Annotated in this window: 22 protein-coding genes; 8 read left to right on the top strand and 14 right to left on the bottom strand. The window is 65.3% G+C overall.

Features of this window, described 5'->3' with window-relative positions; genetic code table 11:
* The first annotated feature begins 1 nt into the window (after position 1).
* The 4 genes from tgt to AC1MH0_RS15105 all read left to right on the top strand — a co-directional run bounded on the left by tgt (position 2) and on the right by AC1MH0_RS15105 (position 5303).
* Positions 2-1150 (top strand): tRNA guanosine(34) transglycosylase Tgt, encoded by a 1149-nt coding sequence (tgt, locus tag AC1MH0_RS15120; protein WP_480963455.1) that lies wholly within the window; start codon positions 2-4, stop codon positions 1148-1150.
* A complete protein-coding gene (locus AC1MH0_RS15115) occupies positions 1147-1344 on the top strand; it encodes a hypothetical protein (protein WP_197978314.1) in 198 nt (65 codons plus the stop codon). The genes tgt and AC1MH0_RS15115 overlap by 4 nt, the downstream gene beginning before the upstream one ends.
* A gap of 8 nt (positions 1345-1352) precedes the next feature.
* Positions 1353-4184 carry a M16 family metallopeptidase gene (locus AC1MH0_RS15110; RefSeq protein ID WP_480963454.1) on the top strand — a complete coding sequence of 944 codons (2832 nt, stop codon included), beginning with the start codon at positions 1353-1355 and terminating at the stop codon, positions 4182-4184.
* 144 nt (positions 4185-4328) lie between these two features.
* Entirely contained in the window at positions 4329-5303 is a 975-nt protein-coding gene (locus AC1MH0_RS15105) for a cell wall hydrolase (RefSeq protein WP_480963453.1), read from the top strand.
* Between the two features lie 318 nt (positions 5304-5621).
* Here the strand turns inward: AC1MH0_RS15105 and AC1MH0_RS15100 are convergent, their stop codons facing one another.
* The 7 genes from AC1MH0_RS15100 to AC1MH0_RS15070 form a co-directional block, all read right to left on the bottom strand.
* Positions 5622-5852, bottom strand: coding sequence for a hypothetical protein (locus AC1MH0_RS15100; RefSeq protein WP_056060610.1), 231 nt, complete (start codon positions 5850-5852; stop codon positions 5622-5624).
* A 105-nt stretch (positions 5853-5957) separates the two neighbouring features.
* Positions 5958-6170, bottom strand: a complete 213-nt coding sequence (locus tag AC1MH0_RS15095; protein WP_031394996.1) for a cold-shock protein — start codon at positions 6168-6170, stop codon at positions 5958-5960.
* A 278-nt stretch (positions 6171-6448) separates the two neighbouring features.
* A complete protein-coding gene (locus AC1MH0_RS15090; protein WP_333929366.1) occupies positions 6449-6862 on the bottom strand; it encodes a glycine zipper 2TM domain-containing protein in 414 nt (137 codons plus the stop codon).
* A gap of 77 nt (positions 6863-6939) precedes the next feature.
* Positions 6940-7386, bottom strand: a complete 447-nt coding sequence (locus AC1MH0_RS15085) for a DUF3597 domain-containing protein (RefSeq protein WP_136189371.1) — start codon at positions 7384-7386, stop codon at positions 6940-6942.
* Complete coding sequence (locus AC1MH0_RS15080; protein ID WP_480963452.1) at positions 7383-8696, bottom strand: hypothetical protein; 1314 nt, start codon at positions 8694-8696, stop codon at positions 7383-7385. The genes AC1MH0_RS15085 and AC1MH0_RS15080 overlap by 4 nt, the downstream gene beginning before the upstream one ends.
* On the bottom strand, positions 8693-8935 hold the full coding sequence (locus tag AC1MH0_RS15075; protein ID WP_480963451.1) for a hypothetical protein: 243 nt from the start codon (positions 8933-8935) through the stop codon (positions 8693-8695). Before AC1MH0_RS15075 ends, AC1MH0_RS15080 begins: the two co-directional genes overlap by 4 nt.
* Positions 8936-9452: 517 nt before the next feature.
* The gene (locus tag AC1MH0_RS15070) at positions 9453-9785 is read right to left on the bottom strand and encodes a hypothetical protein (protein ID WP_480963450.1); all 333 of its coding nucleotides are present in this window, start codon (positions 9783-9785) and stop codon (positions 9453-9455) included.
* Positions 9786-9889: 104 nt separating this feature from the next.
* Here AC1MH0_RS15070 and AC1MH0_RS15065 point away from each other — a divergent pair, with 104 nt between their 5' ends.
* Together AC1MH0_RS15065 and AC1MH0_RS15060 are read left to right on the top strand one after the other, a co-directional pair.
* Positions 9890-10123 (top strand): DUF433 domain-containing protein, encoded by a 234-nt coding sequence (locus tag AC1MH0_RS15065; RefSeq protein ID WP_480963449.1) that lies wholly within the window; start codon positions 9890-9892, stop codon positions 10121-10123.
* Positions 10120-10443, top strand: coding sequence for a DUF5615 family PIN-like protein (locus AC1MH0_RS15060; protein ID WP_480963448.1), 324 nt, complete (start codon positions 10120-10122; stop codon positions 10441-10443). Before AC1MH0_RS15065 ends, AC1MH0_RS15060 begins: the two co-directional genes overlap by 4 nt.
* 64 nt (positions 10444-10507) lie before the next feature.
* On the opposite strand, the gene relB is transcribed toward AC1MH0_RS15060, so the two are convergent.
* Positions 10508-10684, bottom strand: coding sequence for a type II toxin-antitoxin system RelB family antitoxin (relB, locus tag AC1MH0_RS15055; RefSeq protein ID WP_480963447.1), 177 nt, complete (start codon positions 10682-10684; stop codon positions 10508-10510).
* A gap of 269 nt (positions 10685-10953) precedes the next feature.
* Here relB and AC1MH0_RS15050 point away from each other — a divergent pair, with 269 nt between their 5' ends.
* Entirely contained in the window at positions 10954-11709 is a 756-nt protein-coding gene (locus tag AC1MH0_RS15050) for a hypothetical protein (protein WP_480963446.1), read from the top strand.
* A gap of 21 nt (positions 11710-11730) precedes the next feature.
* Here the strand turns inward: AC1MH0_RS15050 and uvrA are convergent, their stop codons facing one another.
* Complete coding sequence (gene uvrA / locus AC1MH0_RS15045; protein WP_480963445.1) at positions 11731-14631, bottom strand: excinuclease ABC subunit UvrA; 2901 nt, start codon at positions 14629-14631, stop codon at positions 11731-11733.
* 167 nt (positions 14632-14798) lie between these two features.
* On the opposite strand from uvrA, the gene AC1MH0_RS15040 reads away from it, so the two are divergent.
* Complete coding sequence (locus AC1MH0_RS15040; protein ID WP_480963444.1) at positions 14799-15386, top strand: hypothetical protein; 588 nt, start codon at positions 14799-14801, stop codon at positions 15384-15386.
* Positions 15387-15436: 50 nt separating this feature from the next.
* Here the strand turns inward: AC1MH0_RS15040 and AC1MH0_RS15035 are convergent, their stop codons facing one another.
* The 5 genes from AC1MH0_RS15035 to AC1MH0_RS15015 form a co-directional block, all read right to left on the bottom strand.
* Positions 15437-16588: a GGDEF domain-containing protein gene (locus AC1MH0_RS15035; RefSeq protein WP_480963443.1), complete on the bottom strand. Its 1152-nt coding sequence runs from the start codon at positions 16586-16588 to the stop codon at positions 15437-15439.
* Between the two features lie 1060 nt (positions 16589-17648).
* Positions 17649-19043 (bottom strand): dihydrolipoyl dehydrogenase, encoded by a 1395-nt coding sequence (lpdA, locus tag AC1MH0_RS15030; protein WP_480963442.1) that lies wholly within the window; start codon positions 19041-19043, stop codon positions 17649-17651.
* A 97-nt stretch (positions 19044-19140) separates the two neighbouring features.
* Positions 19141-19428 carry a GIY-YIG nuclease family protein gene (locus AC1MH0_RS15025; RefSeq protein WP_279388894.1) on the bottom strand — a complete coding sequence of 96 codons (288 nt, stop codon included), beginning with the start codon at positions 19426-19428 and terminating at the stop codon, positions 19141-19143.
* A gap of 94 nt (positions 19429-19522) precedes the next feature.
* A complete protein-coding gene (odhB, locus tag AC1MH0_RS15020) occupies positions 19523-20773 on the bottom strand; it encodes a 2-oxoglutarate dehydrogenase complex dihydrolipoyllysine-residue succinyltransferase (RefSeq protein WP_121903545.1) in 1251 nt (416 codons plus the stop codon).
* Between the two features lie 100 nt (positions 20774-20873).
* Positions 20874-23807, bottom strand: coding sequence for a 2-oxoglutarate dehydrogenase E1 component (locus AC1MH0_RS15015; protein WP_480963441.1), 2934 nt, complete (start codon positions 23805-23807; stop codon positions 20874-20876).
* Between the last annotated feature and the right edge of the window lie 40 nt (positions 23808-23847).

The following is a 23847-nucleotide window of genomic DNA, read 5'->3' as shown; positions in this document are numbered from 1 at the left end:
TATGACTCGCCCCCGCTTCGACTTCACCATCTCCGCCACCGACGGCAAGGCGCGCACCGGCGTCATCGCAATGCAGCGCGGCAACATCCGCACGCCTGCGTTCATGCCGGTCGGCACCGCGGCCACCGTCAAGGGGATGAAGCCCGCCGACGTTGTCGGTGCGGGCGCGGACATCATCCTCGGCAACACGTATCACCTGATGCTGCGGCCGGGGGCCGAGCGGGTTGCGCGGCTGGGTGGTCTGCACGCGTTCTCGGGCTGGTCGAAGCCGATCCTCACCGATTCCGGCGGCTATCAGGTTATGAGCCTCGCGGACCTGACCAAGCGCTCCGAGGAAGGCGTCTCGTTCAAGTCGCACCTCGACGGCACGCGGCATCTGCTGAGTCCCGAGCGGTCAATCGAGATCCAGCGGCTGCTCGGTTCGAACATCGTCATGGCGTTCGACGAACTGGTGCCGACGACGTCGACGCGAGAAGTGCAGGCCGCGGCGATGGAGCGATCGATGCGTTGGGCGAAGCGGTCGCGCGCCGCGTTCGATGCAGGCGAAGAGCATGCCGAGAACAATGCGATCTTCGGGATTCAGCAGGGCGCGTTGAACGAGGGCTTCCGCAAGTCGTCGGCGGATGCGCTGATCGATATCGGCTTCGACGGCTATGCGGTCGGGGGGCTCGCGGTCGGCGAGGGCCAGGAGGCGATGTTCGGCTGCCTCGACTTCGCGCCGGACCAGTTGCCGGTCGACAAGCCGCGCTACCTGATGGGCGTCGGCAAGCCCGACGACATCGTCGGCGCAGTCGAGCGCGGGATCGACATGTTCGATTGCGTGATGCCCACGCGGTCCGGCCGCACCGGCCAGGCGTTCACGCGCACCGGCCCGATCAACATCCGTAATGCCAAGTTCGCCGAGGACATGGGGCCGCTCGATCCCGCCTGCCCCTGTCCGGTCTGCGCAACCTGGGGCCGGGCGTATCTGCATCATCTGGTACGGTCGGGCGAAATGCTTGGCGCAATGCTCATGACGGAGCATAACATCTGGTTCTACGAAACGCTGATGGCGGATCTGCGGGCGGCGATCGCCTCGGGCACGCTGACGCAGTTCGCGAATGATTTCCGGGCGATGTATGCCCGGAAGAGTGAAGGAGAGCCCAAGTGACCATCAAGATCGACAGCGATACCCCGAATGAAATCCTCGCCGCCGCGAAGGAGGCGAAGCTGCAGGCCGAAGCCGCCGCGCACAACGCCGCCGAGAAGGCCAAGAGCTGGCCGCTCGCGAAGATCGGCCTGGGCGTCGGCATCGGCTCCGCGGCGATCGCGGGCGCGGTGCTGTTCGCGAACCGCAACAAGTAAGGATCCCGATGCGCCTCCTCCGCTCCGCTTTGCTGCTGACCGCAGCTTCTTTCCCGGTAGCGGTGGGGGCGCAGACCGCACCTGCCCCGACGCAGGTTTCGGTAAAGCCGATCGCCTATACCGAGCGCACGCTGCCGAATGGCCTGCGGGTGTATGCGATCCGTGACACGGGCACGCCGAACGTGTCGGTGCAGGTGTGGTACGACGTCGGCTCGAAGGACGACCCCAAGGGCAAGTCCGGGTTCGCGCACATGTTCGAGCATCTGATGTTCAAGTCGACGCGCAACCTGGTGTCGGAGCAGATGGACCGGCTGACCGAGGATGTCGGCGGCTACAACAATGCGTCGACCAATGACGACTACACCAATTATTACGAGGTAATCCCGGCCAACCACCTCCAGCGTCTGCTGTTCGCGGAAGCCGATCGGATGGCGAGCCTCGTCGTTGAGCCCAAGAGCTTCGGCTCGGAGCGCGACGTGGTGAAGGAGGAACTGCGCCAGAGCACGCTATCGCGGCCGTATGGCAAGTTGTTCTCGCTCTATTATCCCGCACTTGCCTATACGACGCATCCCTATGCGCGTGGGACGATTGGCAGCCTGGAAAATCTGGAAGCCGCTGGGATCGACGACGTCCGGGCGTTCCATGCGACCTATTATCGGCCGGACAACGCGATCCTGGTGGTGTCTGGCAATTTCGATCCGGCGCAGTTGAACAGCTGGGTCGACCGGTATTTCGCGGAGATCAAGAAGCCGAGCGCAGCGATCCCGCGCGTGACGGTTGCCGAGCCTGCGCGGACCAAGGCCGTGACGCGCACGGTGTACGAGCCGAACACGCCGCTGCCTGCGGTGTTGGTCAGCTATCATGTGCCGGCGGACCGCGATGCGGATATCGCGGCGTTAACGGTGCTGAAGGCGGTGCTGGCGACGGGCGAGAGTTCGCGGCTGTACGAGAGCGTCGTGTACCGCGACCAGTTGGCGCAGTCGGCCGAGGCGTTCCTCGATACCAAGCAGGCGACGGGCAACATGGTCGTCTACGCGATCCTGGCGGGCGGCAAGACGGTCGAGGCGGGCGAGGCTGCACTGAAGCGCGAGATCGCCCGGTTTCGCGATGCACCGGTGACCACCGCCGAACTCGCGGAGGCGAAGAACGAGATCCTGACCCAGTCGATCCAGTCGCGCGAGACGGCCGAAGGCAAGGCAAGCACGCTGGCGTCTGCAGTGCTGGTCGACGGCGATCCGCAGGCGGCTGACAAGCAATTGGCGGCCATTGCGCGGGTGACGGCGGCGGATATCCAGCGGGTTGCGCGGAAATACCTCGGCGACAACCAGTCGGCGACGATCCGGTACATGCCACTCACCGCCAAGCCTGCGGGCGGTGTCGCGGATACGATCACGGTTGCGCCGACGGTGCAGGTCGCCGACCTGAAAGCGCCGGCGAACATCGAGATCGTGACGCCTGCGCCGGAAGGGCAGCGGGTCCAGCCGCCAGCGCCAAGCGCACCGGTATCGCCGACGATCCCTCAGCCGGTCGAAACGCGTCTAGCGAACGGCATGCGACTGGTGACGGTGGAGCGGCACGACCTGCCGATCGTCACGGCGTATCTGGTGACCGCGGGTGGCGCGGCGACCGATCCCGCGAACCGCGCTGGCGTCAGCAGCCTGTCGGCGGACCTGCTGACCAAGGGTACGAAGACGCGGTCGGCTACGCAGATCGCGCGTGCGGTCGAGGGACTTGGCGGGTCGATCGGCAGTTCGGCCGGCAGCGATGGCGCGGCGGTCGACGTGACGGTGAAGTCGGACCAGCTTGCGCCGGCGATGGCGATCCTCGCCGACGTCGCGATCAACCCGGCGTTTGCGCCCGAGGAGATCGAACGCGCGCGAACGCAGCAGGTCGACGCGGTGACTCTGGCGTTGAAGGATCCGGCGCAGGTCGCGGGTCTGGTTGCGGATCGTGCCGTGCTCGGGGCATCGCCGTATGGCGCGCCGAACGGGGGCACGCCGCTGTCGCTGAAGGCGATTACGCGGGCCGATATCACGGCGGCGTATGCGCGGAGTTTCCAGCCGGGCCAGGCAACGCTGATCATGGTCGGCGACATTACCGCGGCGCGCGCCAAGGCTTTGGCGGAGGCGCAGTTGGGTTCTTGGAAATCGACCAGCACGGCAACCGCGAGCGCGCCGCAGGTCACGTACCCGAAGCCGCGTGTGATCGTCGTCGACATGCCCGAAGCGGGTCAGGCCGGCGTCGTGGTTGCGCGTCCTGCGATCGCAAGGTCAGACGCACGCTATTATCCGCTCGCGGTCGGCAATACCGTCCTGGGCGGCGGCTTCTCGTCGCGGTTGAACCAGGAAATTCGGATCAAGCGCGGGCTGGCGTACGGCGCGGGCAGCGGACTTGATGCGGGAAAGACGCAGGGCACGGTCGCTGCGCGGACGCAGACCAAGAACCCGACCGCTGCCGAAGTCGTGACGCTGATTGCCGCCGAGATGACGCGGATGGGAGCGTCTCCCGTGCCCGCCGCAGAGCTCGATACGCGCAAGGCCGTGCTCGTCGGCAATTTCGGGCGCGGGATCGAGACGACGTCGGGCGTTGCCGGGATTCTGGGCGCCTATGTCCAGAACGGCGTGCCGCTCGGCGAACTCCAGCGCTACACCGGTTCAGTGGGCGCCGTCGATCCGGCGGCGGTACAAGCCGCGGCGGTCGCGCTGCTCGATCCGAAGGCGGCGAGCATCGTCGTCGTCGGTGACGCCAAGCAGTTCATCGAACCGCTGCGCAAAGCCTATCCGAACGTCGAGGTCATTCCCGAGGCCGCGCTGAAGCTCGACACCGCAACCTTACGGTAAGCGCTTGCTGTTACGGTGACCGTCCGTCCCGTGGTGGGACGGACTGAATCCGCGCGCGATCGGTCCGGCCAGATCGGCTATGCCCGGCTCGACAGGCAAGTACGAGGAAAGCGATTGCGCGTTAGGTTGCAGACGGTTCGGTTGATGAAGCGCATCTGGGCGACGATGGTCGTCACGTTGTTGATCATAGGTGCCGGCATCTCTGCCCACGCTGCGCTCCGGGCGATGTCGGCGCGTGAAGCAGCGAACGACCGCGCGAGTGCCGCGTCTTCGGTAAAGGTTTCAGCCCTTGCCCCTGCGCTGGCCGAGCAGGAGATCGCCGCGCCTGCGGCGGGTGTTACTGGGACCATCGACCTGCCCGATCTGCCGATCCCGGCCGGTGCGACGCTCGACGCGGGCATTGTTCCCGCACGGCCCTTCTCGATGACGAGCGCATCGGCACTGGACCGCGACCGCGCGCTGCAATGCCTCACCGCGGCGATCTACTACGAAGCCGCATCCGAGCCCGATGCCGGCCAACAGGCGGTCGCGCAGGTCATCCTCAACCGCGCACGGCATCCTGCCTTCCCGGGAACGGTGTGCGGCGTGGTGTATCAGGGCTCGGAACATGCCGGCTGCCAGTTCAGCTTCGCATGCGACGGCGCGATGACGCGGTTGCCCGCGCGCGCCGCATGGGTTCGCGCCGCGCGCGCGGCCGGCATGGCTCTGGCCGGCTATGTCTACGCACCGGTCGGGTTGGCGACGCACTATCATACCTACGCCGTGACGCCTGCTTGGAACCGGAGCATGGTGATGACCGATGTCGTCGGTGCGCATTTCTTCCATCGGTGGAAGGGGTATTGGGGCACGTCTGCGGCTTTTAATCAGCGTTATGCTGGCGGCGAACCGGTGCCTGGGCCGCATATGTCCGTGCAACCGATTGCGCCGCCGACACCGCAGATGATCGCGGCTGCCACGGCCGGGGCCGTCTCCGTCCCGGTGCCGGCTACGGTGGTGGCGACCGTTGCGCAGGCCAAGCCCGCTACTCAGGCACCGGCAATACCAGCTGCTTCCGACATGCTGCCGCCAGAATCGCAGATCCTCGACCGGTGGAAGGATACGGGCAAGCCGCTGAAGTAAGTCGTCGCAACGGCTTCCACGGTACCGCGTCACCGGTGATCAGCGGTGCTCAGCGGTGCTCAGCGGATGCTTTCTAGCAGCCAACTGCTAGATGAAAAAGTTGGTTCGCGCGGAGGCGCAGAGGACGCGGAGGTGTTGCGCTCTGGATTAAGCTGCGGACAGAACATCTGATTTCGGGAACCTGCGGTTCAGCTAAAGCTCCGCGGTCTCTGCGCCTCTGCGCCTCTGCGCGAACCATTCTGGCTAAGACCACAAAGAAAAACCCGGGTGCATCGCTGCATCCGGGTTTCTCAAATCATCGCATCTCGGAGATCCGGCTTACTCAGCGGGGACCATCGACGGGGTGCCGATCATCATGCGCTCACCACCGGGAGGGGCAGCCTCACGCGCGGCGCGGAGGATCTGAGTGCGTTCGGCGCGCGAGGCCATGTCGTCCCAGGCCTTTTCGGCGCGGCGGCAGCGATCGCGGACGTTGTCGAGGAGGGCGGCATCGCCGTTGCGGCGCTCTTCATCAGCGCGGGCCCGGTAAAATTCTGGATTATCGGCCATGCTGGTGCGCTCCTGCGGGAAATTTTAAAGGGGTGATGCGGCGACCGTTATGGCCGCCGCATCGCAACCGAGATCAGGTTGGCGGACAATAATCCGCCAGCGAGATCAATCGGCTGGCTGGAGGTTCACGGCCGACTGCTTGCCACGCTTGTCGGGCTCGAGCTCGTAGGTGACGCGCTGGTTCTGGTTCAGCGTCGGCATGCCGGCGCGCTCAACCGCGGTGATGTGCACGAATGCATCGTTGCCGCCGCCATCCGGCGCGATGAAGCCATAGCCCTTGTCGGCGTTGAAAAACTTGACGGTTCCGGTGATAGCCATGAAGTGGCTCCTTCTTAGTAGAGAGTAACCCGACGTTCGGGCGACCCGTGCCGCGGAGCAGGGAAAGAAGGAGAAAGGTGCCGCAAAGCGCCAAGAACCGTCGATATGCGACTGTAGCTGAGCGCTATATGGGCCAAGACCGCCCGAATTGCAAATCTTGCCGGTAAAATGGGTCAAGAACTGCGTCGATTTACGCAGATATTATTTTCGCGCTAGCCGCTATCGACGACGAGAATTTAAAACGACCGGCGCCGATATTTCGACGCCGGTCGAGGGATTTAACGGCAGCGGGTGTTGTTGCTGGAGCGATCGACCGCACGCCCTGCGAGCGCGCCGCCGGCCGCACCGAGTACGGTACCGAGCAAGCCCGAACCGCCGGGGGCGATGACGTTGCCAAGCACGCCGCCCGCGACTCCGCCGACGATCAGGCCGGTGGTGCCGTCGTTGCGGCGGCAATAATACCGACCGTCATTGCCACGATAGACGCGGTCGTTGCGCGATAAGCGGCGCTCGCGATACCTCGCATCGTCGCGGTAATAGCGACCGGCATCATAGCCGCCGTATGCGGGATCGACGCGGTTATAGTCGTAGGAGCGATAGCGCGGGTCGACGCCGTAGCGGCTGCCTCCGTCGCCGACGCAGCCGGCAACCAGGGTAGAGGCGGCCAGCAGGCCCAGCATCGCAACGCGCATTTCGTGTCCTTTCAGTGGGTTGATACTGAAGGCGTAATGATCGGCGCCGGGGTTTGGTTGCCGGCGCCAAACCTGCATCAATCCTTGAGGTTGGCGGGCACGGTACCGCCGTTCTTCTCCAGCTCGCGCATCACGGCCTTGATCAGCCACATGTTCATCTCGGCGCTGCCGTCCTTCGCACCGGTATAGCCGAGCTCGGTGGCGAGCTCCTTGCGGTTGTCGAGGCTCGAATCGAGATCGAGCAGCTTCATCAGGTCGACGATCGAGGTGCGCCAGTTGAGATCCGAGCCCTTCTTCGAGGCGATGCCCGAGAGGACGGCCTCGACGTCGACAGCCTGGGCGGGTGCGGCGGGCGCGGCCTGCGGAGTCGGGGCGGCGGGCGTTGGTGCAGGCTGGGCGGCCGTGGTCTGCGGTGCGGGCGCGGGTGCCGGGGCGGGCGCAGCCTTCGGTGTGCCGAAATGGCCGCTGCCGAGCGGGCCGTGCTCACCGAAGATGGCGGACTTGATCTTGCTGAAGATGCTCATGGGGGTACTCCGTTGACTATGCGTATGGCGTCAGAACGCCCGGTGGCGGATTTGGGTGCAGCGTCCGCAGGCGTCGGCGCCAGATTGGGTGCGGTGTGCGATTGGCCGGGCGACTGGCTAGGCGACTGGCCGGTGTCAGCGCCGGATAAGGCGTCGTTACCGGGTTCGGGGTCAGGCTTTCTCGGGCGATCCGGATCGAAATTACGCGCCAGCGCAGCGACGCGCGCGATATCGGTAGCGGCGACCGCATCGACCTCGTCATCCTCGATGAGCCCGCAGCCCACCGCATAGCCGATGAACCAGCTGTCTCGGTCGGCGCCCTCGACGACGACGCGCTCGGCGGTCTCTCGGTCGTACGGCGCATCGAGGATGATCGCCTCCTCCCGCGAACATTCGCGGCTGTAACCGTCGTCGCCGAAAGTCCCGCCATTGCCTTCATCAAAATCGCTCAGCGGCGGGAAGCGGGTGCGCCAGGCACCGGTGAACTCGTCCCACCAGACCGGACATTCGCCGTCGGGTCCGCCCGGTTCGACGGCCGGAAGTGCAGAAAGTGCAGACGCTGGCGCAGGTTTTGGGGGCACAGGCCTCGGGGCGGGTTCGGGCGCGAGACTGAGCAGCCCGGCGGCCTCCGCGCGCGCCCATTGCTCGGCGGTCCAGCCGGCGCGGGCGGCGGGATCGAGATCGGCGACGTCGATCTCCGATGCGAGGCCGGCGTTGCTGCGCAGCCAGCGGTCCGCGCGGGCGAGCGCCACGATCGGCGCCATCCCCTCCCCTGCGTCGGACGATCGGACACGCTCGCCGAGAAACAGGCCGGCGCGGGCGGGCCCTGCATCGCGCTCGACGAGGTCGAGGAACGCGTCGAATTCGGTCGCGATCAGGCGTGCGGCGGCGTTGGTGTTCTCGCTTTCCTCGGCATGGCGATCGAGCCGGGCGAGCAGCGACATGGCGAGGCGGTTGTCGAAGCGGTGGCGTTCGATCACGTCGCCGTCGGGCTTCGTGAGACGCTCGATCTGGCCGACCATCGCGCGACAGAACAGCGCTTCGGCGATGATCGGCCGCGCGACGAGCTTGGCGGCGTCCCAGCCGAGCGCGAACGCCGCGCCCGCTGCGCGGCGGCGCAGGCTGTACGCGGCGCGCGGCGACAGGCCGACGCTGGCGGTCGCCTCGTCGACGGTGGCACCCTCGGCGATGCGTTCGAGAAAGCCGCGCTGGCGCTCGGGGGACCAGCCGTCGATGCGTTGGCGATTTTGCCGCGTGAAGGAGTCTATGGGCGGCGCGTCGACACCTTGATCCTGGAGAGCGGCGGTCACTTGCGCATGGTCCGGGCGAGCGCGGTCCAGCGGTCGCGGTTGGCGGCGATCTCGGGCGATACGGGGATGCGGGTGCCGATCCGGCCGGCGTCGACATGCGCTTGCCAGGCCATGACGTGGCGGACCGCGTCGGGGAGATGGTCGGGGATCGGGGGTTCGTAGCGCGGCCTGGGGGCGGGCACGGCGCGCTTGGCCAAGTGGCAGGGTCGCGGATCGGCCGGAGTGGGTGCGTTTGCCATGGTCGATCCTCGCCTGAGAGAGGACCGATCAGGTATGCCGGATCGGGGTGTGTAGGACAGCGGTTTTATGGGGTGGGTGCGGGGTGCCGCGATGGGTTGGAGCGGCTGCCTTGTTCCCCCGCGCACGCGGGGGCCCAGGAGCCACGAGTACTGTCCTGCTTGGTCCTGGGCTCCTGCGTCCGCAGGAGAACACTTGGGGAAATGACGGCCCCTCTCCCGTCATACCGGACCCTTCGGCTTTGCTCAGGAGAGCCTTGTTCCGGTATTCACCGTTCCGCACACCGCCGCTATCGAGTTCGCCGGACCGTGGGCCCCGGAACCAGTCCGGGGTGACGGAGCGCGGGTGGAGGCCTGAAAGCCGACGTAGACCGTCGGGCCTTACTTATCCTCCCCCGCCAGGGGGAGGTGGCACCGTAGGTGACGGAGGGGGAGGACACGCAACAGGGGTAGTCAACTCCCCCTCCGTCTGGCAGGCGCCAGCCACGTCCCCCTTGCGGGGGAGGATCAGGAAGGCACCTCAGCCGAGCGTCGAACCGCGATCCGCGGCGAACGACGGCGCCGGGCCGGTGGCGGGGCGGAGCGACTCGCGCTCGGCCTTGGTGGGGACCGCGGTGGGATCGGGGCGGAAGGCGTGCGGCGCGCGATCGGTCGCACCCGGGCGGGGCTTGTCGAGCGCGAGATCGGGCGCGGCATGCTCGGCGGGGTTCGCCCTCGACCGCAGGAACACCGCCAGCAACGCACCCCCGAGACCGATCGCCGCGGCCCCGATCGAAAGCGCATTGATGCCGAACGTCTTCGACTTGGGCTTCGGGGCGCGCTCGTGCGGGTGATGTGGGTGGGGCTTGGGCATGGGTTTGTCCGGTGCTGTTGATCTGGCAGGTTCAACGAGTTGGGGTAGTAGCCTGTTCCGCTGATGGGCTTGACGATAGTACCTGTCCGTCGCACCTTCTCACCATGACGCTCGCCGGCTTTCCCCGCATCTCGATAGACCCCGGCGTTTGCGGCGGTTGGCCCGTTGTCACGGGCACGCGTGTTCGGGTTACCGACGTTCTCGAAATGCTGGCGGGCGGCGCGACTATCTTGGAGATCGTTGCCGACTTTCCGTATCTTAGCGAAGCCGATGTGCAGGCGACATTGGGCTATGCAGCAGCGACGACCGATCATCCGGTGGTGCTGGCCGCCGAATGAAGTTCCTCGTCGATGCGCAGCTACCTCCGGCTTTGTGCAGGTGGTTGCGCGATCGGGGCGAGGACGCGACGCATGTTTCGGAGATCGAGATGCTTGCCGCGAGCGATCGGGCCATCGCCGCTCGTGCCGAGGCGGATGGATCGGTGCTGGTCAGCAAGGACGACGATTTCGGCCATCTCCGGCACCCGGACCGGTTCGTCCTGTTGTGGCTGCGCTGCGGCAATGCGTCCAACCGCGCGTTGCTCGCATGGCTAGAGCCACGATGGGATCAGGTCGCGGTGCTACTTCGGAACGGCGAACGGCTGGTGGAAGTTCGCTGAGAGGATAAGGTCTAGGACAAGAAAAGCCGCCGTGTCGCTTTATCCGTCCAGACGAGCGGCAGCGTCAATGCGGCTTGTGTTTGTCGAGGATTGCCTGCGCCAGCGCCATTACCTCAGCGTGTGGAATGCTAAGTATGTCCGACGTCATCGCACGCTCGACCTTGGCGCGGAACCACGCGTCATACGCGGCGGCGTCTTCGCTCGTCGCAAATTCGGACTCGAAGGTCGACAACTCATCCACCCTCTTGGTCTATCATATTAGATCAACAGGGAAAGGGATTGATTTTCACCAAGAATGTAGCGCGATCGATTTCGCATCATAATTTTCTAAATAACCAGCCGGATTATGCGATGCATATTTTAGGCAGTTTCTAAAAGGACCGATGTGTTTGATCTAAGGCATCGCGGCTATCAACTCATGATGATTTCAGCGTTCGATGTTGCAGCATTCGTTTTTTGCCGCCACGGAATAGCCGCTACAGTTAAAGCCAAACCCTTATCGGAGCTATCATGCAATCGAGATTGATTCGGATCGTTGCAGATGAAACACCAGACGCCTGGGGTGATTGGGCAACGGAAACCGCTCATGAGGGCTTGCGTCGCGGTTTCCTTGGCCGATTTACTCCGACTAGAAGTCAGATTAAATCGGCCGGGACTACGGTCGCCGCCACGGCAAGCGGAGTTTTTCGCTTGTTTAGCAAAAGCGGCTCGGAGCAGATCGAGGCATTAAACCGATCTCAGGCGGCGGATATGCACGACGCAGAGGGTAGTCAGCTAAGCGTCGGTTCGATTTATGCCGCGCATCCCCTTGTGCAGGGCACAATGGTCAAAGCTGATGCGCTTCATTCGTATATTATCAAAGAACAACGCGCACAAATAATCAGATACTTCCGAACTGCTGTCGCCCTCAAGAGTCTCACTATCGAAGTTATATCCGACAACAGTGGAAAGTATTACGCTGGCGGCGGATGGAAAATTGCCACCGCAGGCGCTGGCAAAAGTCAAAGTAGCGAGCAACGCCACTGGTTCACTGCGACTTACAGTACCCCCCGCAAAGAGGACTCAAAAGAGACCGATCTTCTTTTTTGGATGCCTTATTTCGACGAAATTATCGCAGCAACAAAAGATGCAACCGGCGGCACCATCGAAAGTATCACTACGCTCAACACGGCTTTTGGAATATCTGCGGAAGCAGCATCCATTGCTAACATAGACGCAAACTGGATATCAAACCAAAGCTTTATAATCAAAGCGGAGTACGTCTGACATCCGGCCACAAATACGTATTTAGATGGCTTGCTTGACCACCCGCTTCTCTAGCAAAGGCGCCAGATACTTCCCCGTAAAGCTGCCCTTCGCCTTCGCCACCTTCTCCGGCGTGCCTTCGGCGACGATCTCGCCGCCCTTGACGCCGCCCTCCGGCCCCAGGTCGAGGACCCAGTCGGCGGTCTTGATGACGTCGAGATTGTGTTCGATCACGACGACCGTGTTGCCTTGCTCGACCAGCGCGTGGAGGACTTCCAACAGCTTCCGCACGTCCTCGAAATGGAGCCCGGTGGTGGGTTCGTCGAGGATGTAGAGCGTGTTGCCGGTGGCGCGGCGCGAGAGTTCCTTGGCGAGCTTGACGCGTTGCGCTTCGCCGCCCGAGAGCGTCGTCGCCTGCTGGCCGACCTTGACGTAGCCGAGGCCGACCTCGACCAGCATCGCCATCTTGTCGCGGATCGGGGGGACCGCCTTGAAGAACTCGGCGGCGTCCTCGACCGTCATGTCGAGCACGTCGGCGATCGAATGACCCTTGAACTTCACCTCGAGCGTCTCGCGATTGTAGCGCGCGCCGTGGCAGACGTCGCAGGTGACGTAGACGTCGGGGAGGAAGTGCATCTCGATCTTGAGCACGCCGTCGCCCTGGCACGCCTCGCAGCGGCCGCCCTTGACGTTGAAGCTGAAGCGGCCGGGCTTGTAGCCGCGCGCCTGCGATTCGGGCAGGCCGGCGAACCAGTCGCGGATCTGCGTGAAGCTGCCGGTGTAGGTGGCGGGGTTGCTGCGCGGGGTGCGGCCGATCGGCGACTGGTCGATGTCGATGACCTTGTCGAGATACTGGAGGCCGGTGATCTTGTCGTGCTTGCCCTGGACGATGCGCGCGCCGTTCAGCTCGCGTGCGGCGGCGGCGTAGAGCGTGTCGATCGTGAAGCTCGACTTGCCCGAGCCGGAGACGCCGGTGATGCAGGTGAAGGTGCCGAGCGGCAGGCTGGCGGTGACGCCGCGCAGGTTGTTGGCGACCGCGTTGTGGACGGTGAGCTTCTTGCCGTTGCCCTTGCGCCGCGTGGTTGGGACCGGCACCTCGCGCGTGCCGTTGAGATAGTCGGCGGTGATGCTGCCCTTCGACTTGAGGATCTGCTTCAGCGTGCCCTGCGCGACGACCTGGCCGCCGCGGACGCCGGCGCCGGGGCCCATGTCGATGATGTAGTCGGCGGTGCGGATCGCGTCCTCGTCATGCTCGACGACGAGCACGGTGTTGCCGAGATCGCGCAGACGGCGGAGCGTCTTGAGGAGCATGTCGTTGTCGCGCTGGTGCAGGCCGATCGAGGGCTCGTCGAGGACGTAGAGCACGCCCGACAGGCCGCTGCCGATCTGCGACGCGAGGCGGATGCGCTGGCTTTCGCCACCTGACAGTGTGCCGCTGGTGCGTTCGAGGTTGAGGTAATCCAGGCCGACATTGTTGAGGAAGCCCAGACGCTCGACGATCTCCTTGAGGATGCGTTCGGCGATCGCGTTCTGCTGGTCGCCGAGGTGCTGCGGCATGTCGGTGAAGAACTGGAGCGCGTCGACCACCGAGAGATGCGTGGCGTAGGAGATGTCCTTCATCGCGATCTTGACCGCGAGCGCCTCGGGTTTCAGGCGCGCGCCGCCGCAGACTTCGCAGGGGGCGGCGGACTGGTACTTGCTGAGTTCCTCGCGCATCCAGGCGGAGTCGGTCTGGAGCATGCGGCGGTTGAGGTTGCCGATGACGCCCTCGAACGGCTTGGAGACGTCGTACTTCTTCTTGCCGTCGATGAAGGTGAGCGTGACGGGCTTGCCCTTCGAGCCGTGCAGGATGGTGCTCTGGACCTCGGGCGGGAGGTCGGACCAGGGCGTCTCGATGTCGAACTTGAACTCGCGCGCGAGGCTGCCGAGGACCTGCATGTAATAGGGCGACGGCGGATTGGATTTCGCCCAGGGGACGACCGCGCCCTTCTTGATGCTGAGCATGTGGTTGGGGACGACGAGGTCTTCGTCGAACAGCAGCTTCTCGCCGAGGCCGTCGCAGGCCGGGCACGCGCCTTGGGGGGCGTTGAACGAGAACAAGCGGGGCTCGATCTCGGAGATGGTGAAGCCGCTGACCGGGCAGGCGAACTTCTCGCTGAACACGATGCGGCCGTCGGGGGCGTTGTTGCCGAGGATTTCGGACTTGGGGGTGTGCGGTTCGACCGGGTCTGCGGGGTCGACATAGGCTAGGCCGTCGGCGAGTTTCAGGGCGGTTTCGAACGACTCCGCGAGGCGCGTGGCGATCTCGCCGCCTACCACCAAGCGGTCGACGACGACTTCGATGTCGTGCTTGTACTTCTTGTCGAGCGCGGGGGCTTCGTCGATGTCGTGGATCGTGCCGTCGATGCGGACGCGCGCGAAGCCCGCCTTCTGCCACTCGGCGAGTTCCTTGCGGTACTCGCCCTTGCGGCCGCGGACGACGGGGGCGAGCAGGTAGAGGCGCGTGCCCTCGGGGAGCGCCATGACGCGGTCGACCATCTGCGACACGGTCTGCGCCGCAATGGGCTCGCCGGTCGCGGGCGAGTACGGGATACCGACGCGCGCCCAGAGCAGGCGCATGTAATCGTAGATTTCGGTGACGGTGGCGACGGTCGAGCGCGGGTTGCGCGACGTCGTCTTCTGCTCGATCGAAATCGCGGGCGAGAGGCCCTCGATGTGGTCGACGTCGGGCTTCTGCATCAGTTCGAGGAACTGGCGGGCATAGGCGGAGAGGCTCTCGACGTAGCGGCGCTGGCCCTCGGCGTAGATCGTGTCGAAGGCGAGGCTCGACTTGCCCGAGCCCGAGAGGCCGGTGATCACCGTGAGCGTGTCGCGGGGGATGTCGATGTCGACGTCCTTGAGGTTGTGCTCGCGCGCGCCGCGTACGGAAATCTTGGTCAGCATGAGGCGGTCTGTTCCATATTTGTTCGGGTGCGGCAAGCCTTGTGCGGCGCCGTCAGGTCGAGTGCAGAGATGGGTAACGCGGGTGCCGAACGAAAGGGGGCATTGTGGCACGGGCCGACGATACTTACATGGTGTATTGGACAGGCAATACAGTATCGGAGTGTGTGATGGGCAAGAAGAAGGACGAGCGAAAGCGGCGCGAGCGCGAGGCCGAGATGGCGGCGGCTCAGGGGCACTCGGGTGCTGAGCATGAGGGCCATGCGCATGACGCGCACAAGCATGACGGGCATAAGCATGAGGGCCGGAAGCACGAGGGGCGCAAGCATGATGGCGGCGCGCCGTTCGCCGGGATCGCTGCGACGATCGCGCGGCAGATGGGGACGCCGGTCGGGCGGCAGATGATCGCGGCGGGGCTGATGGCTGCGGCGACGGCGATCTCGAAGCATGACGCGAAGTCAAGCGCCCGGCCGACGCCGCCGACGCCACCGACGCCCCCTGCCCCACCTTCCCCTGACTCGTCATCGGCACAGGCTGAGCCTGCAGCGTCGAAGGTCGAGCCGGACGTGGCGGCCGAGACGACGAAGCCGCAAGGCAATGGTCCGTTTGCCGGGGATACGCCGGAGCCGCCGCGGAGCGAGGCGAACGTGCTGCCGCCGGAGTTCGCCAAGGTGCTGGACTCGGTCACGGTGGGGCTGGAGCGGTTGTTCGTCGGGTTCGGCAAGCCGACCGCGAAGAAGGACCCGCCTGCCGCTTGAGTGTGCAGGGCCGCGACGCCGCGGGCGGCGTCGCGATCCGGTCGGGCGGCTCAGGCGGCCTTGATGTAAACCGCAGGCTGGCGGCGATCGCCTTTCGCCAGATACATGGCGCGGTCGGCCGCGGCGATGAGGTCGACGATCGGGGTGTCGGATTCGCCCTCGACGACGCCGATGCTGACGCCGAGCGTGCCATGGGTCGACGTTCGCGGCGCCATGGTCTGCGCGAACCGGGTGGCGATGCGATTGCCGATCATGCTGGCCTGCTCGGTCGGCACATCGGGCAGCACGCAGACGAATTCGTCGCCGCCCCAGCGGACGAGGTAGCCTTGCCGGCCCAGGGCTTCTTGGGTGATCTCGGCGAAGGTGCGGAGCGCAGCGTCGCCGGCGGCGTGGCCTAGCGTGTCGTTGAGCGCCTTGAAGCGATCGAGATCCAGCATCATCAGCGTCAGGGTGCGCGGCGCAAGACGGCCCGTGAAGGTCTGCGCGATGCGGTCCAGGCCGGCGCGGTTGAACGCGCCGGTGAGCCAGTCGCGCTCCATCTGATCGAGCAGCAGGTTCTGGCCGCGCTCGGCCTGGAGGATCAGCAGCGAGAAGGCGCGGAAGATGATGAAGGCGATCTGCCCCGCCGCGAGCCATGCGCCGAAGTCATCGTGACGGCCGGTCAGTTGCGTGCCGATGCGGTCGCCGTAAGCCAGCCAGGCGCGACCGAGGAACATCGGCACGGTGACCGCGAACAGCGCGGCGACGATCCAGCCGGTCTGTAGCGACTCCCGGCGTGCGAGACGGATGGCGACGATCACCACGACGAGGTCGAACCCGGCGCGGATGACGCTGAGATAGGCGACGCGGAGGTGGAAATGCGCCGGGTCGTGGGTGAACCACAGGGGCAGGCCGACGATCGCGGCGATCGCCAGCAGGGACGTCAGGCGCGCGTCGGGGCGGCTGAACTTCACGACCGCGCCGGCAATCAGCGCATAGCCCATCACCACCGCGGGGTTGCCGATGCTGGGCGCCCAGGGGAGACCGATCCGATCATTGAGCACCGCCATCAGCGCGCCGCACCCGGCGATCAGGTGGCCGGCGCCCCATAGCCCTGCCCACGATCCGAACCGACCAGTCGCGAGGGGGATGAGGTGAATGAACCCGGCGATCAGCATGCCGAAGCCTGCGACGACGTAGAGAGTAGAGAGATCGAGCGCCACGGAGACCTTCTTGTTCGTTCGTTGCGCGGTTTAATAGGTTGGCTTTGCTAAGGATTGGTTCCGGTTGGGGGGGCGGGGGCGGAAGTTTCCGGGTTTTGGTTTTGGGTGGGTTGGGGGTGGCGCGACGAGGGGCCGGGTAGCGTCGAGGTGATGAGCGATGCGGAAGGCGGATGTGGTGGCTGTGCCAAGGATGTTTCCCCGCGAAGGCAGGGACCCAGACTGGGCTTTCGCCTTCGCGGGAGAACAAGAAGGCGGGCGGTATCGTTTGGGCGGGGTGGTTCTGACTTGACCGGCGTTGTCGGGCGTTTCGTGCACGCCACCCCAATTGCGCTCAGTTGTTGCGTTCCCTCCCCCTGTCATCCCGGCGGACGCCGGGACCCATGGTCGCGGACCGGGTCATGATGGGGGGATATCACTGGGTCCGCCGTAACCGTGGGTCCCGGCGTTCGCCGGGATGACGGGAGGGGTGTGTGGGTGGGTGAGTTTGAGGGGGGCGGAGCTTAGGGCTTGGACTGGGTGATGCGGTCAAGGACCTTGCAGATCGTCTGCTCGGGGTGGCCCACGCTGCCACTTGGTCGCGCCCCTCCCTTCTACCCTCCTACCCTTCTACCCTCCTACCCCTCCCCCGTCATCCCGGCGGACGCCGGGACCCATGGTCGCGGACTGGATGGTGATGGGAGAATATCACTGGGTCCACCGTGACCGTGGGTCCCGGCGTTCGCCGGGATGACGGAAGGGGTGGGTTGGGTTTTGCGGGTGGACGGGGCGTGGGCGAACTGGCGAACTGGCGAACTGGCGAACTGGCGAACTCGGGCAACATCCATTCCCCGATCGAACTCAACCTTTGCCCCCCTGCCTGCGCCTTCGCCGCCCTCGCGCTGCACCTTCAACTCTCGCGCTGCAACGCAGAGAGGGCGCCGGTGGATTGCCACTGACGCCCTATCGATCTTACTTCGGATGTGAAGCCCTGCTTGGCCGGACAGGGGCAAAGCCCCTGTCGTCGGACGGCGCTGGAGCGCCGCCGGCCGGGCAAACCCTTTCGATTCACATCTAGCTATTGCTAGATGTGAATGGGCTTGCCCTGCACCGCCATCGCCGCTTCCTTGATCGCCTCGGCATGCGTGGGGTGCGCGTGGCAGGTGTAGGCGATGTCCTCGCTGGTCGCGCCGAATTCCATCGCGATGGCGGCTTCGGCGATCAGCGTTCCCGCCAGCGACGAGACGATCCAGACGCCGAGGACGCGGTCTGTCTTGGCGTCGGCGATGATCTTCACGAAGCCGTCGGTGTCGCGGTTGGTCTTGGCGCGGCTGTTCGCGGCGAACGGGAACTTGCCGACCTTGATCTCGGTCTTGTCGCGCGCGGCTTCCTCGGTGAGGCCGACGCCGGCGATCTCGGGCATCGTGTAGACGACGCTCGGGATGACGTCCTCGTTGACGATGCCAGTCTGGCCGGCAATGTTTTCCGCGACCGCGACGCCTTCGTCCTCGGCCTTGTGCGCGAGCATCAGCCCGGGGATGCAGTCGCCGATCGCCCAGACGCCGTCGACCTTCGTGCGGAACGAGTGGTCGGTCTCGATCTGGCCGCGCTTGTTGAGTTCGAGGCCGATGGCTTCGAGGTTGAGGCCGTCGACGTTCGCTTTCCGGCCGATCGAGACGAGCACCGCGTCGGCGGTCAGCGTCTCTGACGCGCCCCCAGCAGCGGGCTCGACGGTGACGGTCGCGACGCCGTCCGCGACGGTCACGCCGGTGACCTTGGTCGAGAGCTTGAGCTCCATGCCCTGCTTCTTGAAGAGCTTGGCGGTCTCGCGGCGGACTTCGCCGTCGAAGCCGGGGAGGATCTGGTCGACGAACTCGACGACCGTGACCTTCGCGCCGAGACGACGCCAGACGCTGCCCAGTTCGAGGCCGATCACGCCGCCGCCGATGACGACCATGTGCTCGGGGACCTTGGGGATCTCGAGCGCGCCGGTGCTGTCGACGACGGTCTTCTGGTCGACCGTGACGCCGGGGAGCGGCATGACCGACGAACCGGTGGCGATGACGATGTTCTTCGCGGTGACCTTGTGGCCGGCGATCTCGACGGTGTGCGCGTCCTGGAATGCGGCCTTGCCCTTGAGCCAGGTGACCTTGTTCTTCTTGAACAGGAATTCGACGCCGCCGGTCAGTTCCTTGACGGCCTTGGCCTTCTCGGCGTGCATCTGGTCGAGGTTCAGCGTGACGCCCTGGAAGTCGATGCCGAACTTCGTCATGTGGCCGCCCTTGGCCTCCTCGTAAATCTCGGAGGCGTGGAGCAGCGCCTTGGACGGAATGCAGCCGACGTTGAGGCAGGTGCCGCCGAGCGTCTCGCGGGACTCGGCGCAAGCGGTGCGCAGGCCGAGCTGCGCTGCACGGATCGCCGCGACGTAACCGCCGGGGCCCGCACCGATCACGAGGACGTCATAGTCGTAGTCAGCCATGTTATGCTCCACGTGTTTTCCTGCGAACGCAGGAATCCAGGGTTATCGAGGGCGACGTTCTTGACCCTGGGTTCCTGCGTTCGCAGGAAAACAGAAATCAGAAGAGCGTCTCGTACAAATCCTTCCAGTGCGGGTTGGTCTGTTCGATCAGGTCGATCTTCCAGGCCCGCTTCCATTTCTTCATCTGCAACTCGCGTTGCCGTGCAGATTGTATGTCGTCACTCGCCTCGAACCACACAAGGAGGATGCAGCCATGCTCCTTGGAGAAGCCGTCGATCAGGCGGTTGCGGTGTTGGTAGGCTCTGGCGAGCAGGTCGCTGGTGACGCCGAGGTAGAGCGTTCCGTTGCGGCTGCTCGCCATGAGGTAGACGAAACCGGGCCTCATGTTTTCCTGCGCATGCAGGAATCCAGGGTTACGGAGGGTGGTGTCCGTGACCCTGGGCTCCTGCGTTCGCAGGAGAACGAGGAGCCGTCGTGGGTCAGAGGTCGATCAGGATGCGCGTTGGGTCCTCGATAGCATTTTTCAGCGCGACGAGGAACGTCACGGCTTCGCGGCCGTCGATCAGGCGGTGGTCGTAGCTGAGCGCGAGGTACATCATCGGGCGGATGACGATCTGGCCGTTGACGACGACCGGGCGCTCCTCGATGCGGTGAAGGCCGAGCACGGCGGACTGCGGCGGGTTGATGATCGGGGTCGACATCAGCGAGCCGAACACGCCGCCGTTCGAGATCGTGAAGGTGCCGCCCTTCATCTCGTCCATCTTGAGCGCGCCTTCCTTCGCGCGCTTGCCGAAGTCGCCGATCGTCTTCTCGATCGTCGCGACCGACATCTGGTCGGCATCGCGGATCACGGGGACGACGAGGCCGCCCGGCGACGAGACCGCGACCGAGATGTCGGCGTAATCGTGATAGACGATGTCGTCGCCATCGATCGACGCGTTGACCGACGGGATGTCGCGCAGCGCCATCGTCGCGGCCTTCACGAAGAAGCCCATGAAGCCCAACCGGACGCCGTGCTTCTTCTCGAACAGGTCCTTGTACTTGGCGCGCGCCTCGATCACCGCGGTCATGTCGACGTCGTTGAACGTCGTCAGCATCGCGGCGGTGTTCTGCGCTTCCTTGAGGCGCTTGGCGATCGTCTGGCGGAGGCGCGTCATGCGCACGCGTTCCTCGCCGCGCCCCGATGCGGCGGCGGGGGCTGCTGCCGGAGCAGGTGCTGCGGCGGGGGCAGGCGCTGGCTTGCTCGATGCAGCGGCGGTCACGTCTTCCTTGGTGATGCGACCGTCGCGGCCGGTGCCCTTAACGGTGCCGGGATCGACGCCGTGCTCGAGCACCGCGCGGCGGACCGACGGGGAGAGAGCTGCGGGCGAGTCGCTGGTGCCGGCGCCGGGCTGGTCGCCGTACCCTGCGCCGGACTCGTCCTTGGCGGGTGCGGACGGCGTTGCGGTCGCGGCGGGCTCGGGAGCCTTGGCCGGAGCAGCGGCGGCGCCGTCACCGGAGTCGATCGTGGCGAGCATCGCGCCGACCTGCACGGTGTCGCCGACGGCGACCGCGTGCTGGCCCATGACGCCGGCGACCGGCGACGGGACCTCGACCGAGACCTTGTCGGTCTCGAGGCTGGCGATCGGCTCGTCGACCGCGACGGGATCGCCGGGCTGCTTCAGCCACTCGCCGAGGGTGGCTTCGGTGATCGATTCACCCAGGACGGGGACGGTGACTTCGGTTGCCATGTTTGCTTCTACCTTTTGTGCTCCTGCGGACGCAGGGGCCTAGGGTTACTCTGCCGCACCCTGGGTTCCTGCTTTCGCAGGAAAACAGGGAGCGGGTTCATCAGTTTGCGCGGGTGCGGCGGATTTCGTCGCGGACGGAGTGGCCGAGCGCGTCGGCGACGAGCGCGCCCTGTTCGGCCTGGTGACGCTTCATCAGGCCGGTCGCGGGCGAGGCCGAGGCGTTGCGCCCGGCGTAGCGCGCGCGCTTCACGCGGGAGTCGACCGTTGCCAGCGCCTCCTCGATCAGCGGCTCGACGAAGAACCAATAGCCGTTGTTCTTCGGCTCTTCCTGCGCCCAGACGATCTCTTCCAGGTTCGGCATCCGTGCGACGCGCTCGGCGATCGGGTTGCCGGGGAAGGGATAGAGCTGTTCGACGCGAACGATCTGCGTGTCGGTGTCACCCGCCGCATCGCGTGCCTCGATCAGGTCGTACGCGACCTTACCGGTGCACAGGACCAGACGCTTCGTATCGACGTCGGCAGCCGGATTGGTATCCGACAACAGACGGCGGAAGTGGCTGTCGCCCTGGAAATCCTCCGCGTTAGACACCGCCAGCTTGTGCCGGAGCAACGACTTCGGCGTCATCACGATCAGCGGCTTGCGGAAGTTGCGATGCATCTGCCGGCGGAGCAGGTGGAAATAGTTCGCCGGGCTGGTGCAGTTCGCGACCTGGATGTTGTCGTCGGCGCAAGACTGGAGGAAGCGCTCGGGACGTGCCGAGCTATGCTCAGGCCCCTGCCCTTCATAGCCATGCGGGAGCAGCATCACGAGGCCGTTGGCGCGGAGCCACTTCGATTCGCCGGACGTGATGAACTGATCGATCATGATCTGCGCGCCGTTGACGAAATCGCCGAACTGCGCCTCCCAGAGGACCAGCGTCTTCGGGTCGGCGAGCGCGTAGCCATATTCGAACCCGAGCACGCCGTATTCGCTGAGCGGGCTGTCGAGCACTTCGAAACGGCCGTGCTCGATCTCCTGCAACGGCACGTACTTGTGCTCGTCAGTCTGGTCGACCCACACAGCGTGGCGCTGCGAGAAGGTGCCGCGGCCCGAATCCTGGCCCGACAGACGGACGCCATAGCCTTCCGAGAGCAGGCCGCCGAAGGCGAGCGCCTCGCCTGTCGCCCAGTCGAAGCCCTTGCCCGACTTGAACATCTCGCGCTTGGCATCGATCACGCGGTTGAGCGTCTTGTGGATCTTCACGCTGTCCGGGATCGTCGTCAGCGTGCGGCCGAGCGAGTCGAACAGCTTCGTGCTGAGGCCGGTCTCGACGTTGCGACGGGCAGAACCGCCATCGGTCGGCGCGCTGAGGCCGGTCCAGCGACCGCCGAACCAGTCCGCCTTGTTGGGCTTGTACGACGAACCGGCTTCGAACTCCCCCTCGAGGCGGAGCGTGAACTGCTTCACGTTCTCGTCGATCCAGGGCTGGTCGATCACGCCTTCCTTGATCAGGCGATCGCCGTACACCGACGAAACGCCGGGGTGCTTGCGGATGATGTCGTACATCAGCGGCTGCGTGAAGGACGGCTCGTCGCCCTCGTTGTGACCGAAGCGGCGATAGCACCACATGTCGATGACGATGTCGCGGTGGAACTTCTGGCGGAATTCCATGGCCATCTTGGTCGCGAAGGTGACCGCCTCGGGATCGTCGCCATTGACGTGGAAGACCGGCGCCTGGACGCCCTTGGCGACATCCGACGGGTAGGGCGACGAGCGCGCGAACTGCGGCGAGGTCGTGAAGCCGACCTGGTTGTTGATGATGAAGTGGACGCAGCCGCCGGTGTTGTAGCCGCGGATGCCGGAGAAGCCGAGGCACTCCCAGACGATCCCCTGCCCCGCGAACGCGGCGTCGCCGTGGATCAGCACGGGCAAGCTCGCGACGTGGTCCTTGAGGTCGTTGTTGAGCGTCTGGATCGCGCGCGTCTTGCCGAGCACGACGGGGTCGGCCGCTTCGAGATGCGACGGGTTGGCGACCAGGCTCATGTGAACCTTGTGGCCGTCGAACTCGCGATCGGTGCTGGTGCCGAGGTGATACTTCACGTCGCCCGAGCCGCCGATGTCGTCGGGATTGGCCGAACCACCGGCGAATTCATGGAAGATCACGCGCAGCGGCTTGGCCATCACGTTGGCGAGCACGTTGAGGCGACCACGATGCGCCATGCCGATGACGAGCTCGCGCACGCCCATCTGGCCGCCATATTTGATCACGCTCTCAAGCGCGGGGATCATCGATTCGCCGCCGTCGAGCCCGAAGCGCTTCGTGCCGACATACTTCTTGCCGAGGAATTTCTCCCACTGCTCGGCCTGGATCACCTTGGTGAGGATCGCCTTCTTGCCGTCGGTGGAAAATTCGATCGCCTTGTCCTGGCCCTCCATGCGCTCCTGGAGGAAGCGGCGCTCCTCGACGTCGGAGATGTGCATGTATTCGAGGCCGACATTGCCGCAGTAATTCTTGCGCAACGTGTCGACGAGCTCGCGGATCGAGACCCATTCGAAGCCCATCGTGCCGCCGAGATAGACCTTCCGGTCGATGTCGGCGTCGGAGAAGCCGTGATATTCGGTCTTCAGATCCTCGGGCATCTCGCGCTTCGAGAGGCCGAGCGGATCGAGGTTGGCGGCGAGGTGACCACGGACGCGGTAGGTGCGGACGAGCAGCTGCGCGCGGATCGCATCGGCCGCGGCCTTGGCGATCTCTTCCTTCGATACGGGAGCGGGCGCCGCTGCGGCGGGGGCTGGTTTCCCCTTTGCGGGCTTGGGCGCGGGCTCCATCTGGGTCGGATCGAGCGCTGCGGTCAGGTCGTCCGTGGTGGTGAGCGGCCAGCGGGCGCTCTCCCAGCTCGGGCCCTGCGCGGAGCCTTCAAGACCCTCGAAGAACGCGCGCCAACCGGATTCGACCGAGGCCGGGTCCGCGTTGAACTTGGCGTAGAGCGTCTCCACGAACGCCGGGCTGACGCCGGCTGCGATATCGCTGAAATCCTGGCCTTCGTAGCCCATCGTTCTCGTCCTCAGTGTCCCTCTCCCCGCGGGGGAGAGG

Source organism: Sphingomonas sp. AP28, from assembly GCF_056680455.1.
This window is presented reverse-complemented; position numbering and strand designations above follow the sequence as displayed.

What these genes read in the sequence shown, in the direction of transcription:
- odhB (WP_121903545.1), bottom strand. Translation starts at nt 20,773, where the DNA reads ATGGCAACCGAAGTCACCGTCCCCGTCCTGGGTGAATCGATCACCGAA.
- AC1MH0_RS15040 (WP_480963444.1), top strand. Translation starts at nt 14,799, where the DNA reads ATGGGCAAGAAGAAGGACGAGCGAAAGCGGCGCGAGCGCGAGGCCGAG.
- AC1MH0_RS15085 (WP_136189371.1), bottom strand. Translation starts at nt 7,386, where the DNA reads ATGAGCATCTTCAGCAAGATCAAGTCCGCCATCTTCGGTGAGCACGGC.
- AC1MH0_RS15090 (WP_333929366.1), bottom strand. Translation starts at nt 6,862, where the DNA reads ATGCGCGTTGCGATGCTGGGCCTGCTGGCCGCCTCTACCCTGGTTGCC.
- AC1MH0_RS15015 (WP_480963441.1), bottom strand. Translation starts at nt 23,807, where the DNA reads ATGGGCTACGAAGGCCAGGATTTCAGCGATATCGCAGCCGGCGTCAGC.
- lpdA (WP_480963442.1), bottom strand. Translation starts at nt 19,043, where the DNA reads ATGGCTGACTACGACTATGACGTCCTCGTGATCGGTGCGGGCCCCGGC.
- AC1MH0_RS15075 (WP_480963451.1), bottom strand. Translation starts at nt 8,935, where the DNA reads ATGGCAAACGCACCCACTCCGGCCGATCCGCGACCCTGCCACTTGGCC.
- AC1MH0_RS15095 (WP_031394996.1), bottom strand. Translation starts at nt 6,170, where the DNA reads ATGGCTATCACCGGAACCGTCAAGTTTTTCAACGCCGACAAGGGCTAT.
- AC1MH0_RS15110 (WP_480963454.1), top strand. Translation starts at nt 1,353, where the DNA reads ATGCGCCTCCTCCGCTCCGCTTTGCTGCTGACCGCAGCTTCTTTCCCG.
- AC1MH0_RS15105 (WP_480963453.1), top strand. Translation starts at nt 4,329, where the DNA reads ATGAAGCGCATCTGGGCGACGATGGTCGTCACGTTGTTGATCATAGGT.
- AC1MH0_RS15060 (WP_480963448.1), top strand. Translation starts at nt 10,120, where the DNA reads ATGAAGTTCCTCGTCGATGCGCAGCTACCTCCGGCTTTGTGCAGGTGG.
- AC1MH0_RS15100 (WP_056060610.1), bottom strand. Translation starts at nt 5,852, where the DNA reads ATGGCCGATAATCCAGAATTTTACCGGGCCCGCGCTGATGAAGAGCGC.
- uvrA (WP_480963445.1), bottom strand. Translation starts at nt 14,631, where the DNA reads ATGCTGACCAAGATTTCCGTACGCGGCGCGCGCGAGCACAACCTCAAG.
- AC1MH0_RS15065 (WP_480963449.1), top strand. Translation starts at nt 9,890, where the DNA reads ATGACGCTCGCCGGCTTTCCCCGCATCTCGATAGACCCCGGCGTTTGC.
- tgt (WP_480963455.1), top strand. Translation starts at nt 2, where the DNA reads ATGACTCGCCCCCGCTTCGACTTCACCATCTCCGCCACCGACGGCAAG.
- AC1MH0_RS15025 (WP_279388894.1), bottom strand. Translation starts at nt 19,428, where the DNA reads ATGAGGCCCGGTTTCGTCTACCTCATGGCGAGCAGCCGCAACGGAACG.
- AC1MH0_RS15050 (WP_480963446.1), top strand. Translation starts at nt 10,954, where the DNA reads ATGCAATCGAGATTGATTCGGATCGTTGCAGATGAAACACCAGACGCC.
- AC1MH0_RS15070 (WP_480963450.1), bottom strand. Translation starts at nt 9,785, where the DNA reads ATGCCCAAGCCCCACCCACATCACCCGCACGAGCGCGCCCCGAAGCCC.